The organism is Dokdonella ginsengisoli, assembly GCF_042652785.1.
GTDB lineage: Bacteria > Pseudomonadota > Gammaproteobacteria > Xanthomonadales > Rhodanobacteraceae > Dokdonella_A > Dokdonella_A ginsengisoli.
In genome coordinates, this window is sequence record NZ_JBHSHD010000010.1 from 483,311 (window position 1) to 495,320 (window position 12,010).

The 12,010-nt window shown below is 69.1% G+C and carries 11 protein-coding genes; 10 read left to right on the top strand and 1 reads right to left on the bottom strand.

Translation table 11 applies throughout. The features are described 5' to 3' along the window. The first annotated feature begins 5 nt into the window (after nucleotides 1-5). From lepA to recO, 6 genes are all read left to right on the top strand, one after another. Entirely contained in the window at nucleotides 6-1,796 is a 1,791-nt protein-coding gene (gene lepA, locus ACFO6Q_RS14375) for a translation elongation factor 4 (protein WP_380021795.1), read from the top strand. Nucleotides 1,797-1,901: 105 nt separating this feature from the next. Then, complete coding sequence (gene lepB / locus ACFO6Q_RS14380; protein WP_380021796.1) at nucleotides 1,902-2,735, top strand: signal peptidase I; 834 nt, start codon at nucleotides 1,902-1,904, stop codon at nucleotides 2,733-2,735. Between the two features lie 31 nt (nucleotides 2,736-2,766). Continuing rightward, nucleotides 2,767-3,156, top strand: coding sequence for a DUF4845 domain-containing protein (locus ACFO6Q_RS14385; protein WP_380021797.1), 390 nt, complete (start codon nucleotides 2,767-2,769; stop codon nucleotides 3,154-3,156). Further along, nucleotides 3,146-3,814 (top strand): ribonuclease III, encoded by a 669-nt coding sequence (gene rnc, locus ACFO6Q_RS14390; protein ID WP_380021798.1) that lies wholly within the window; start codon nucleotides 3,146-3,148, stop codon nucleotides 3,812-3,814. Before ACFO6Q_RS14385 ends, rnc begins: the two co-directional genes overlap by 11 nt. Next, entirely contained in the window at nucleotides 3,807-4,709 is a 903-nt protein-coding gene (era, locus tag ACFO6Q_RS14395; protein ID WP_380021799.1) for a GTPase Era, read from the top strand. Before rnc ends, era begins: the two co-directional genes overlap by 8 nt. 78 nt (nucleotides 4,710-4,787) lie before the next feature. Continuing rightward, nucleotides 4,788-5,504 carry a DNA repair protein RecO gene (recO, locus tag ACFO6Q_RS14400; RefSeq protein WP_380021800.1) on the top strand — a complete coding sequence of 239 codons (717 nt, stop codon included), beginning with the start codon at nucleotides 4,788-4,790 and terminating at the stop codon, nucleotides 5,502-5,504. A gap of 1 nt (nucleotide 5,505) precedes the next feature. On the opposite strand, the gene ACFO6Q_RS14405 is transcribed toward recO, so the two are convergent. Further along, nucleotides 5,506-6,207, bottom strand: a complete 702-nt coding sequence (locus ACFO6Q_RS14405; protein ID WP_380021801.1) for a response regulator — start codon at nucleotides 6,205-6,207, stop codon at nucleotides 5,506-5,508. Between the two features lie 41 nt (nucleotides 6,208-6,248). Here ACFO6Q_RS14405 and ACFO6Q_RS14410 point away from each other — a divergent pair, with 41 nt between their 5' ends. The 4 genes from ACFO6Q_RS14410 to ACFO6Q_RS14425 all read left to right on the top strand — a co-directional run bounded on the left by ACFO6Q_RS14410 (nucleotide 6,249) and on the right by ACFO6Q_RS14425 (nucleotide 11,999). Continuing rightward, the gene (locus ACFO6Q_RS14410; protein ID WP_380021802.1) at nucleotides 6,249-9,053 is read left to right on the top strand and encodes a translocation/assembly module TamB domain-containing protein; all 2,805 of its coding nucleotides are present in this window, start codon (nucleotides 6,249-6,251) and stop codon (nucleotides 9,051-9,053) included. A gap of 165 nt (nucleotides 9,054-9,218) precedes the next feature. After that, nucleotides 9,219-9,821: a YdbL family probable chaperone protein gene (locus ACFO6Q_RS14415; RefSeq protein ID WP_380021803.1), complete on the top strand. Its 603-nt coding sequence runs from the start codon at nucleotides 9,219-9,221 to the stop codon at nucleotides 9,819-9,821. Between the two features lie 240 nt (nucleotides 9,822-10,061). After that, a complete protein-coding gene (rlmD, locus tag ACFO6Q_RS14420) occupies nucleotides 10,062-11,360 on the top strand; it encodes a 23S rRNA (uracil(1939)-C(5))-methyltransferase RlmD (protein ID WP_380021804.1) in 1,299 nt (432 codons plus the stop codon). 135 nt (nucleotides 11,361-11,495) lie between these two features. Beyond that, nucleotides 11,496-11,999, top strand: coding sequence for a CYTH domain-containing protein (locus ACFO6Q_RS14425; protein ID WP_380021805.1), 504 nt, complete (start codon nucleotides 11,496-11,498; stop codon nucleotides 11,997-11,999). The last annotated feature ends 11 nt before the right edge of the window (nucleotides 12,000-12,010 follow it).

Consider the following 12,010-nt stretch of genomic DNA (forward strand, 5'->3'; position numbering starts at 1 on the left):
ACCCGATGCTTCACATCCGCAATTTCTCGATCATCGCCCACGTCGATCACGGCAAATCCACGCTTGCCGACCGCATCATCCAGCTCTGCGGAGGCTTGACCGCGCGCGAAATGGAAGCGCAGGTGCTCGACAACAATCCGATCGAGCGCGAACGCGGCATCACGATCAAGGCGCAGTCGGTGTCGTTGCCGTACACCGCGCGCGACGGTCAGACCTACCAGCTCAACTTCATCGACACGCCCGGTCACGTCGACTTTTCCTACGAGGTCAGCCGTTCGCTCGCCGCCTGCGAGGGAGCGCTGCTGGTCGTCGATGCGGCGCAGGGCGTCGAGGCGCAGTCGGTGGCGAACTGCTACACGGCCGTCGAGATGGGCCTGGAAGTGGTTCCGGTGCTGAACAAGATCGACCTGCCGACCGCGGACGTGGACAAGGTCAAGGAAGAGATCGAGGCGGTCATCGGCATCGACGCCACCGACGCCGTCGCGATCAGCGCCAAGACCGGCCTCAACGTGGTCGAGGTGCTCGAGGCGATCGTCGCGCGCATTCCGCCGCCCAAGCCGCGCGACACCGACCGCCTGCAGGCGCTGATCATCGATTCGTGGTTCGACAACTACCTCGGCGTGGTGTCGCTGGTGCGCGTGATGCAGGGCGAGATCAAGCCGCGCGACAAGCTGCTGGTGATGTCGACCGGCCGCACGCACGAGGTCGATTCGGTCGGCGTGTTCACGCCCAAGCGCCTGGTCAAGGACGCGCTGCGCGCCGGCGAGGTCGGCTGGGTCACCGCGTCGATCAAGGACGTTCACGGCGCCCCGGTCGGCGACACGCTGACCCAGGCCGGCAAGCCGGCCGACAAGCCGCTGCCGGGTTTCCAGCAGATGCAGCCGCGCGTGTTCGCCGGCCTGTTCCCGGTCGAGGCCGACGACTATCCGAACCTGCGCGAGGCGCTGGAGAAGCTGCGCCTGAACGACGCCGCGCTCGCCTTCGAGCCGGAATCGTCCGAAGCGATGGGCTTCGGCTTTCGCTGCGGCTTCCTCGGCCTGCTGCACATGGAGATCATCCAGGAGCGGCTCGAGCGCGAGTACGACCTGGACCTCGTCACCACCGCGCCGACGGTGATCTACGAGGTCCTGAAGACCGACGGCACGGTCATGCCGCTGGACAACCCGGCCAAGCTGCCGGCGAGCCCGATGGTGGAAGAGATCCGCGAGCCGATCATCGTCGCCAACATCCTGACGCCGCCGGACCACATCGGCGCGGTGATCAAGCTGTGCGAGGAAAAACGCGGCGTGCAGCGCTCGATCCACTACCTGGCCAGCCAGGTGCAGATCAGCTACGAGCTGCCGCTGGCCGAGGTCGTGCTCGACTTCTTCGACAAGCTGAAGTCGGTGTCGCGCGGCTACGCCTCGATGGACTACCACTTCGAGCGCTTCCAGGCCGCGCCGCTGGTGCGCGTGGACGTGCTCGTCAACGGTGACCGCGTCGACGCCCTGAGCCTGATCCTGCATCGCTCCAGCGCCGACCGGCGTGGCCGCGAGCTGGTCGAGAAGATGAAGGAACTGATTCCGCGCCAGCAGTTCGACGTCGCGATCCAGGCGGCGATCGGCGCGCAGGTCATCGCGCGCTCGACGGTCAAGGCGCTGCGCAAGAACGTGCTGGCGAAATGCTACGGCGGCGACATCACGCGCAAGCGCAAGCTGCTGGAGAAGCAGAAGGAAGGCAAGAAGCGCATGAAGCAGGTCGGCAGCGTGGAGATTCCGCAGGAAGCGTTCCTGGCCGTGTTGCAGATGGACAAATAGAAAAGCCGGGATTCGGGATTCGGGATTGGGGATTGGACAGGGAGCGAGCCCGCTCTGCCCAATCCCCAATCCCGAATCTCCAATTCCGGCTCCGAAGGAGCCCCGATGGATTTTGATTTTGCATTGCTGCTGGTGGTGCTGACCGCCGTTTCCGGCGTGATCTGGCTGCTCGACCGCCTGTTCCTGGCGAAGGCGCGCGCGCAGCGCGCGCAGGCGTTCGAGACGATGACGGCGCTGTCGCAGGAGGAGCGCGAGGCGCGTTCGCGCAACGCGCTGCGCGAGCCGGTCGCGGTCGAGTACGCGCGCTCGTTCTTTCCCGTGCTGTTCGTGATCCTGCTGTTCCGCTCGTTCATCGCCGAGCCGTTCAAGATCCCGTCCGGTTCGATGATGCCGACCCTGCTGGTCGGCGATTTCATCCTCGTCAACAAGTTCTCCTATGGCCTGCGCCTGCCGGTGCTGAACAAGAAGGTCCTCGACGTCGGCGAGCCGAAGCGCGGCGACGTGTTCGTCTTCCGCTATCCGGAAAATCCGAAGGAGGACTACATCAAGCGCGTCATCGGCCTGCCCGGCGACGAGATCACCTACCGCAACAAGGTGCTGTACGTGAACGGCGAGGAGATCGCCGAGACCGGGCTCGGTCCCTACGTCGGCCCGGGTGAGTCCGGCCGCAGCATGGCCGGCGCGCAGGTCAAGCTGGAGAAGCTCGGCGCGGTGGAGCACCGCATCATGGAGCTCCCGCAGGCCTTCATCGGGCACGAGGGAACCTGGAAGGTGCCGCCGGGGCATTACTTCGCCATGGGCGACAATCGCGACAACAGCCAGGACAGCCGCTTCTGGGGCTTCGTGCCGGAGCAGAACCTGGTCGGCCGCGCCTTCGTGATCTGGATGAATTTCGATAACGGCATCGACTTCAGCCGCATCGGGACGCTGATAAAGTAGCGCCCGGTCAACTCAGCTGGGGGAACGGCGCATGGTCGGTCGGCAAAGGGTCAAGGGCATCACGCTCATCGGATTCGTCATCATGCTCGGCGTGCTGGGCTTCTTCGCCTATCTCGCGATGCGGCTGATACCCATGTACGTGGAGTACTACGGCGTGGTCAAGGCGATGGAGCAGGTGCGCGGCGAACCGGGTTCGGCGCAGAAGTCGGTGGAGGAGATCCGCCGCAACCTGAGCCTGAAGTTCGACACGCAGTACGTCGACACCGCCAGCGTGCCGCCGTCCGCGATCCAGCTCGTGCGCGAGAGCGGCGGTGCGACGCTGCGCATCGCCTACGAGAAGCGCGTGGAGTTCCTCTACAACATCGATCTGGTCGGCAAGTTCGACAAGTCGGTCAATCTGCGCGGTGCCGGTGACGACTAAGCGAGTCCTGGGTCATGCGTTCGCGGACGCGGCGCTGCTCGATCGCGCACTGACGCATCGCAGCGTCGGCCACGCGAACAACGAGCGCCTGGAGTTCCTCGGCGACGCGCTGCTCAACCTGTTCGTCGCCGAACTCGTCTACGAACGCTATCCGCGTGCCGACGAGGGCGAGATGACGCGCCTGCGCGCCGCGCTGGTCAATGGCGGGGCGCTGGCCGAGCTGGCGCGCGCGGAGGAGATCGGCGAGCGCCTGCGCCTGGGCCCGGGCGAACTCAAGAGCGGCGGTTTTCGCCGCGAATCGATCCTCGCCGACGCGTTCGAGGCGCTGGTCGCCGCGATCTACGTCGACGCCGGCTGGGCGGTCTGCCGCGACACCGTGCGACGGCTGTTCGCCGAGCGCGTCGCCGCCGGGGCGAACACGCCCAAGGACGCCAAGACGCGCCTGCAGGAGCTGCTGCAGTCACGCAACCTGCCGCTGCCGGTCTACGAGCTGGCCGGCAGCACGGGCGAAGAACACGCGCGCACTTTCGAGGCGGTCTGCCGCATCGAGAGTGCGAACATCCTCACGCGCGGCAGCGGATCGAGCCGCCGCGCCGCCGAACAACTCGCGGCCGAGCAGGCGCTGGTCGAACTGGAGCGGAACCTTGCCGATGAATGACGCCGTCAATCCGCACCGTTTCGGCCGCGTGGCCCTGATCGGCCGCCCCAACGTGGGCAAGTCGACCCTGCTGAACGCGCTGCTCGGCACGCGCCTGAGCATCGTCACGCCCAAGCCGCAGACGACGCGGCACCGCATCCTCGGCGTGGTCACGCGCGCGGACGCGCAGGTGGCGTTCCTCGATACGCCCGGTCTGCATCAGGGCGGCAAGCGCGGGCTGAATCGCCAGCTCAACCGCGTCGCGCGCCAGGTGCCCGAGGAAGCCGACCTGCTCGTCCACGTCGTCGACGGCGTGAAATGGCGCGAGGAGGATGAGGACGTCTGGCAGCTGGTGGCGCCGCGCGCGGCGTCGAGCCTGCTCGTGATCAACAAGGTCGACAAGCTCGCCGACAAGACCTCGCTGCTGCCGTTTGCCGCCGAGGTCACGCGCGAGCGCGCCTATGCCGGCGTGCATTTCGTCGCGGCGCGTCGCGGCGACGGTGTGGCGGCGCTGCTCGACGATCTCGTCGCGCGCCTGCCGGAAGGCGAGGCGGAATACGCCGAGGACGAATACACCGACCGCAGCGAACGCTTCCTCGTCGGCGAGCTGATCCGCGAACAGCTGATGCTCCAGCTCGCCGCCGAGTTGCCGTATGCGACCACGGTGGAGATCGAGCGCTTCGAGGACGGCGCCGACCTGACCCGCATCGGCGCGGTGATCTGGGTCGAGCGCGACGGCCAGAAGGGCATCGTGATCGGCGCCGGCGGCGCGCAGCTGAAGAAGATCGGCAGTGCCGCGCGCCGCGCGATCGAACAGGTGCTCGACCGTCGCGTGTTCCTCGAACTGTGGGTGCGCGTGCGCGAATCGTGGAGCGACGACGCGGCCGCGCTGAAGCAGTTCGGCTACTCGGAATGACGCAGGCCCGAGGCTGAAAGACGGCGCGCGCGAGCGCGTACGCTTCCAGCCCTCAGCCCTCAGCCCTCAGCCCTCCAAGTGCAGATCGACCAGCAGCCGGCCTACCTCCTGCACGCGCGGCCGTATCGCGAGACGTCGCTGATGATCGAGGCCTACACGCGCGACCACGGCCGCGTCGGCCTGGTCGCGCGCGGCGTGCGGCGCGAGCGCAGCCGCCTGCCGCGCGGCCTGCTGCAGCCGCTGCAGCCTCTGTTGCTGAGCTGGTTCGCGCGCGGCGAACTGGGCACGTTGACCGCCGCCGAAGCGGCCGGCGCGCCGATCGCTCTGGGTGGTGACGCCCTGTTCGCGGCGATCTACGTCAATGAACTGGTGCTGCGCCTGAGCGGGCGCAACGATGCGCATGCGGAAGGGTTTGCCAGCTACGCGCTGTGCCTGGCACGGCTCGCCGAGGAACCCGCTGCCGCCTGGACGCTGCGCCGCTTCGAGCGCGACTTTCTCGCCGACCTCGGTTACGCCTTGGCGCTGACGCAGGCGGCCGACGGGCGGCCGGTCGAAGCCGGTGCCGACTACGCCTACGATCCGGATTCCGGCGCCCTGGCCTGGCGCGAGGGCACTCGCTGGCCGGCGGTGAGGGGCGCCGCGCTGCTCGCGCTGGCGCGCGACGAAATCCCGGCCGCCGAGCAGCTGGCGCAGCTGCGCCGCGTCGTGCGCGCCACGGTGCGGCATCTGCTCGGCGGCGAACTGAACGCCTGGTCGATGGCGATGCGGCCGGCTTCGAACGAGCCGCGCGGCTGAATCAGGCCAGCAGGGCGCGCACTTCGCCGCAGCGGCGCAGGAACCGGGCGATTTCCGAATGCGGCCATTCCCCGGCCGCGAGCGCGGTGCGCAGCCGCGAACCGGTGTCGCGCAGGGCCGGCACACCGCAGAAACCCGCCGACGCGTCCAGGCGATGCAGGCGCTCGCGCAGCGCGGCGGCGTCGCGCGCGGCGTCGATCGCCGCGATTTCCGACGGCAGTGCGTCGAGCTCGGCGGCGAGCAGGCCGCGCAGCGCGGCCACGATCGCCGCATCGCCGCCGGCCGCGGCCAGCGCCTGAGCGTCGTCGAGCGCAGGCGCGACGTGGTCCGCCGCCGGGAGAGGCAGATGGCGCGTCAGTGCCTGCTGCAACCCGGCCAGATCGACCGGCTTGTGCAGGATCTGCGCGAAACCGGCGGCGAGCAGGCCGGCGGGCGGTTCCGTTGCGGCCGTGGTCGCGATCGCGACTGCTGCCTGCGAAGGACCGGGCTCCGCGCGCAGGAGCGCCAGCGCCTCGGCACCGCCGAGGTCGGGCATGCGCACGTCGAGCAGCAGCAGATCGAACGCCGCTGCGCGCGCGAGCGCAAGCGCCTGGGCGCCGTCCGCCGCGGATTCGCAGGTGCAACCCAGCGTCTGCAGCGCTTGCGCGAAGAAGGTCAGGCTGAGCGGATTGTCGTCGGCGACGAGAATGCGCGGTCGGGACATGGCGAGCAGGGAAGGCGCGATGGCTGGCAGAATGGCCGTCGATGCGAGCCTCGTCAACGCGCCAATCCGTGATGTTCGCCGCGCTCGGCACGCTCGTGCTGGCCACGACGACGGCGGGTGCGCGCACCCTGACGCTCGCCGCGACGCAGGTCAGCAACCCGGAAGCGACGCTGCGCGAACTGCGCGTGGATGTCGAGGAGCGCGGCGCTTCCGCATCGCTGCGGCTCGCCGCCGCCGAGTTCGCCGCGCCGCGGCTGGCGCTGGCCGGCCGCCTGAACTGGACCTGCGAGATTCGTCGCGACGCGCAGGCGCGCCGCTGCGCGGGACCGGTCGTGCTCGCCGGCAAGGATGGCGAGCAGACCGCGGACCTCGAGCTGCGGCTGGGCGACGACGACCTCGTGCTCGGCCTGCGGCGCGACGGTGCGCAGGTCGAGGTCACGGTGCCGTTCGCCGGCGGGCAACCGTATTCGGCTTCCCTCCGACAGGTGCCGGCCGCCTGGCTGAAGGCGCCACTGGCGCGCAGCTGGCGCAACGGCGATCTGCGCGAGGGCCTGTTCGATGCGGTCGCGAACGTGCAAGCAGACGGCCGCATCGAGGCGACATACGAGGTCTCGCACCTGTCGTTCAACAGCGGCGACGGCACCGTGGCCGGCAGCGGTCTTGCCGCCGCCGGACGCCTGCAGGCTACGCCGGGCGGAGCGGACCTGCACTGGCTCGGCAACGCCGATCTGCGCGGCGGCAGCCTGAGTCTGGGTGCGCTGCGCCTCGTCCTGCCCGAAACCCCGGTCGCGGCGAGCCTGGATGCGGTGATGCGCGAGAGCGGTCGCTGGGACGTGGCGAAGTTCGGCTGGAGCGATGCGGAGGCTTTGGTCTTCGAGGCCGAGGGCGTGCTCGAGCCGGCCGAACTGGCGCCGTTGCAGTCGCTGCAGGTGCATCTGCAGCAGGCGAGGTTTCCGCTCGCGCTGCAGCGCTATGCGCGCGGGCCGCTGGCGGCGCAGGGATATCCGAAGCTCGCATTGAAGGGCGAGCTGGCCGGCGAGTTCGCGCTCGACCGTGACGGTCTGCAGCACGTCGCCCTGACCACGCCCGGCCTCGACGTCGACGACGGTACCGGCCGTGCCGCGCGCGGCATTCGCGGCGGCATCGACTGGGCTCGCGCCGGCGAGCGTGCGCCGGCCGCCCTGGCCTGGAAGTCGCTGCGTTTGGGCGACTGGTCCGTTGCGGCGACGAATTCACGCTGGCAGTCGCGCGACGGCGTCCTGCGGCTGGTCGGCGAGCTGCGCACCCAGCTGCTGGGCGGCGAGCTGACGCTGGCGCAGACGGTGCTGCATCCGCTGGCGAGCGACGGCGAGCGCGTCGCGTCGCGGTTTTCGCTGCGCGGGCTGGGTTACGACAGCGCCGACGGTTCGCTCGGCGCGGCGCACGTCGGTGTCGACGGAAACCTGCGCGTTTCCGGCACCAACGACGCGCCGCGCGCGCAGCTCGAGGCGAAGCTGCTCGGCGGCGAGGCGCTGGCCGGCGCGGTCTACGTCAAGCTGCCGCAGACGCCGGTCGAGGTGCGCGCGGACGCGAGCTGGGACGGCGGGGTGTTGAACCTGCAGGCGTTCGACTGGAACGATGCCGGCACGCTCGAGTTCAGCGCTCGCGGCCGCATCGCGCCGGCCGATGCCAAGCCGCTGCGCGCTCTGCAGGTCGACCTGCGCGAAGCGCGGCTCGACCGCGCGCTGGACCGCTACGCGCGCAGCTGGCTCGCCTCGAAGGGGTACGCCGAACTCGCCGCCAGCGGCCGCCTTTCCGGCGCGCTGCACTTCGACGACGACGGCCTGCAGCGGTTCGGCTTCGACGCGCAGGGCGTGTCCGTGCGCGACGGCGGCGGCCGCTTCGCCTTCGAGCGGATCGACGGCGGCGTCGACTGGGAATACCGCGGAGACGCGCCGGCGTCCACCCTGGCCTGGCAGTCCGCCGAGCTGTTCAAGATTCCGTTCGGGCCGGCGAGTGCGCGCCTGGATTCGCAGCGCGGTGCGATCGTGCTGGCGCAGCCGCTGGAGGTGGAGGTGCTCGGCGGCAAGCTGCGCCTGGAGAAGCTCAGCCTGCTGCCGCGCTCGCCGCGCGGCGAGCGCTACGCCGGCTCGTTCGCGATCGCCGGCCTGGACATGCCGCAGATTTCGGCCGCGTTCGGATGGCCGAAATTCCCGGGCAACCTGTCGGGCGGTATTCCGGAAATCGTGTTCGCCGGCGACACGATCGAATTCCGCGGCGGCCTGGACCTGTACGTGTTCGACGGCCACCTCGGCGTCAGCGGCCTCACGCTGGAGCGACCGTTCGGGGTCGCGCCGTCGCTCGGCGCCAACATCCATTTCGAGAACTTCGACCTGGAGCAGTTCACCAGCGCGTTCTCGCTCGGCGGCATGAGCGGCCGGCTGTTCGGCACGATCGACGGCTTGCGCCTGGTCGACTGGAGCCCGGTGGCGCTCGACGCCTGGCTGCGCACGAACGGCGGCGGGCGCCTGAGCTACAAGGCCGTCAACGACATCACCGCGCTCGGCGGGGGCGGCGGCCTGTCGAGCAACCTGCAGACCATGGCGCTGAAAGTCTTCGACACGTTCGGCTACAGCCGCTTCGGCCTGCGCTGCCGGCTGACCAAGGAAGTCTGCCTGCTGGGCGGCATCGATCCGTTGCCGGTGCAAGCGGTGGCGCCGGAATCGGCGGCCGATCGCTACACTATGATCGAAGGCTCGGGCGTGCCGCGCCTCGACGTCGTCGGCCACCGCCGCCGCGTCGACTGGCCGACCCTGGTGCGCCGCGTGCGCGAGTCGATGCAGGGCGACGGACCCATAGTGAAGTAAGCCGGCAAAGAAGGCAGGCCGTTAGTTGAAAAGTGCGGCCATGGATGGCCGCTTCTTGACTCTCGCGTTCAGGGACGAACGCACAGGAACAACCCAAGTGCGGTCACGGATGGCCGCTTCTTGATCCTCGCGTTCAAGGACGAACGCACAAGCCCAGGAGCGGTCATGAGAAAGCTTTTCGCCGGAGTCGCCACCTTCACCGCGCTGGCCTTGCTCGCCGCCTGCGTGACGATCAACGTCTACTTTCCCGAGGCCGCCGCGGACAAGGCGGCCGAACAGTTCGTCGACAAGGTGCTCGACACGCCCGCGCAGGGCACGCCGCCGGCGAACGAGCCGCAGCAACCGCCGCCGGGCAAGTCGCCGGGCGCGATGCTGCTCGACTTCCTCGTGCCCAGCGCGTACGCGCAGCAGCAGGCCAACATCAACGTGCAGACGCCGCAGATCCAGGCGATCCAGGCGCGCATGCAGCAGCGTTTCGGTTCGGTGCTGTCGAAGTACTTCGACAGCGGCGCGATCGGCTTCACCCGCGACGGCCTCGTGGCGGTGCGCGACGCGGCCGCGGTGCCGCTGCCGGAGCGTCCGGCGCTGAACACTGCCGTCGCCGACGAGAACCGCGACCGCCAGGCCGTGTACCGCGAGATCGCGGTCGCCAACGGCCAGCCCGGCTGGGAGCCGCAGATCCGCGCCAGCTTCGCCAAGCAGTGGGTGCAGCAGGCCAGGCCGGGCTGGTACTACCAGGACGCCGGCGGGGCGTGGAAGCAGAAGTAGGAATGTAGAGAAGATTTCTCGCAGAGGCGCGGAGACGCGGAGACGCGGAGAAAAGAAAGCAATACGGCTTTTTCCTCTGCGTTCTCTGCGCCTCTGCGAGAAAAAATGCTTTCCGGCAGACCCTCGCGATCGCAGTCGTCGTCCGAGCACGCGTCGGCCGCGAACGGTAAACTCGCCCCCCTTCAAGCCAATCACGGACACCTGCGCGCCCGCCGCCACGGCGGGCGCGGCGTTTTCAGCATGCAGACCACCGAAGTCGACATCACCGATCTCTCCCACGACGGCCGCGGCGTGGCGCGCGTCGACGGCAAGGCCGTCTTCGTCGCCGGTGCCCTGCCGGGCGAGCGAGCGCGCATCCGCACCGTCAAGCGCAGCCGCAGCTTCGACGAAGCCAAAGTCGAGGAGCTGCTGACCCGCTCGCCGTTGCGCGTCGAGCCGCGCTGCGTGCATTTCGGCACCTGCAGCGGCTGCTCGCTGCAGCACCTCGCGCCGGCCGAGCAGATCGCCGCCAAGCAGCGCGTGCTGGCCGAGAACTTCGAACGCATCGGCAAGGTGGCGCCGTCGCGCTGGTTCGATCCGCTGACCGACGAACCCTGGGGCTATCGCCGCAAGGGCCGCCTGTCGGTCAAGTGGGTCGCCAAGAAGGACAAGGTCCTGGTGGGATTTCGCGAGGACAATCCGCGCTTCGTGGCCGATCTGTCGGTCTGCCACACCTTGCTGCCGCAGGTCGGCGAGCGGCTCGCCTTGCTGGGCGCACTGGTCGGCTCGCTCGAGGCGAAGGCGCAGATCGCGCAGATCGAGATCGCTGCCGGCGACGACACCGTCGCGCTGACATTCCGCAACCTGCAGCCGCTGTCGGAAAGCGACCGTGCGGCACTGACCGCGTTCGGCCAGGCCCATGCGATCGCGATCCTGCTGCAACCCGGCGGGCCGGACAGCGTGACACCGCTGTGGCCGGAACAGGTGCCGCTGTCGTTCCGCATTCCCGAATCGGACGTCGACATCGCCTTCCGCCCGCTCGATTTCATCCAGGTCAACGCCGGCATGAACCGGCGCATGATCGCGCGTGCGCTAGACCTGCTCGATCCGCAGCCGGAAGACAGCGTGCTCGACCTGTTCTGCGGGCTCGGCAACTTCACCCTGCCGATCGCGCGCCGTGCCGGCCGCGTGGTCGGTGTCGAAGGCGAGGCGGCCCTGGTGGCGCGTTCGCGCGAGAACGCCGCACGCAACGGACTGGAAAAGAACACCGAATTCTTCGCCGCCGATCTCGCCGTGGACCAGCGCGCCGCGCCATGGGCGATGCACGGTTACAGCAAGCTGCTGCTCGATCCGCCGCGCTCGGGCGCGGCCGCCGTGCTCGACTACCTGCCGCGCAAGGAGACCCGCCGCATCGTCTACGTCTCCTGCCATCCCGGTTCGCTGGCGCGCGACGCCGGCACGCTGGTGGAGCGCCACGGTTTCCGGCTGGAAGCGGCCGGCGTGATGGACATGTTCCCGCACACGGCGCACGTCGAATCGATCGCGCTGTTCGAGCGCTGAGGTCAGAAACAGCGGTTTCTCGCGGAGACGCAGAGGAACGCAGAGAAAGGCAAAGATTCGTTCTCTCATTTTTTCTCCGCGTGTCTCTGCGTCTCTGCGAGAGACGCTTTCCAATCACCCATCGACGAAACCCACATGCCCATTGAAATCGAGCGCAAGTTCCTCGTCGTCGGCGACGCCTGGCGTGCCACGGCCTCGCGCAGCGAGCGGATGGTGCAGGGCTACCTGGCCGGTCCGCCGGCGGCGCGCTGCTCGGTCCGCGTGCGCATCGCCGCAGCGGCGGCGTTCCTGAACATCAAGTCGGCCACGCCCGGCGTGCAGCGCGACGAGTACGAGTACGCGATTCCGCTCGAGGACGCGCAGCGCCTGCTGGCGACGCTGGCCGGCGACGTGGTCGAGAAGACCCGCCACTACGTCGAGGTCGACGGGCACGAGTTCGAAGTGGACGAATTCGGCGGCGACAATGCCGGCCTGGTCGTGGCCGAGCTGGAGCTGGACCGCGTCGACGCGCCGTTCCCGCGGCCGGCCTGGCTGGGACGCGAAGTCAGCGAGCTCGTGCGCTATTACAATCTCAACCTCGCCGCGCATCCGTACTCGCTCTGGAGCGCCGCGGAACGTAACGCGGATGACGCGCACTGAGGTCACCCTGA

Bases quoted from the DNA above. Each gene is read 5' to 3' on its own strand.
- lepA (WP_380021795.1), top strand. From the start codon at position 6: ATGCTTCACATCCGCAATTTCTCGATCATCGCCCACGTCGATCACGGC.
- lepB (WP_380021796.1), top strand. From the start codon at position 1,902: ATGGATTTTGATTTTGCATTGCTGCTGGTGGTGCTGACCGCCGTTTCC.
- ACFO6Q_RS14385 (WP_380021797.1), top strand. From the start codon at position 2,767: ATGGTCGGTCGGCAAAGGGTCAAGGGCATCACGCTCATCGGATTCGTC.
- era (WP_380021799.1), top strand. From the start codon at position 3,807: ATGAATGACGCCGTCAATCCGCACCGTTTCGGCCGCGTGGCCCTGATC.
- ACFO6Q_RS14405 (WP_380021801.1), bottom strand. From the start codon at position 6,207: ATGTCCCGACCGCGCATTCTCGTCGCCGACGACAATCCGCTCAGCCTG.
- ACFO6Q_RS14410 (WP_380021802.1), top strand. From the start codon at position 6,249: ATGCGAGCCTCGTCAACGCGCCAATCCGTGATGTTCGCCGCGCTCGGC.
- ACFO6Q_RS14415 (WP_380021803.1), top strand. From the start codon at position 9,219: ATGAGAAAGCTTTTCGCCGGAGTCGCCACCTTCACCGCGCTGGCCTTG.
- rlmD (WP_380021804.1), top strand. From the start codon at position 10,062: ATGCAGACCACCGAAGTCGACATCACCGATCTCTCCCACGACGGCCGC.
- ACFO6Q_RS14425 (WP_380021805.1), top strand. From the start codon at position 11,496: ATGCCCATTGAAATCGAGCGCAAGTTCCTCGTCGTCGGCGACGCCTGG.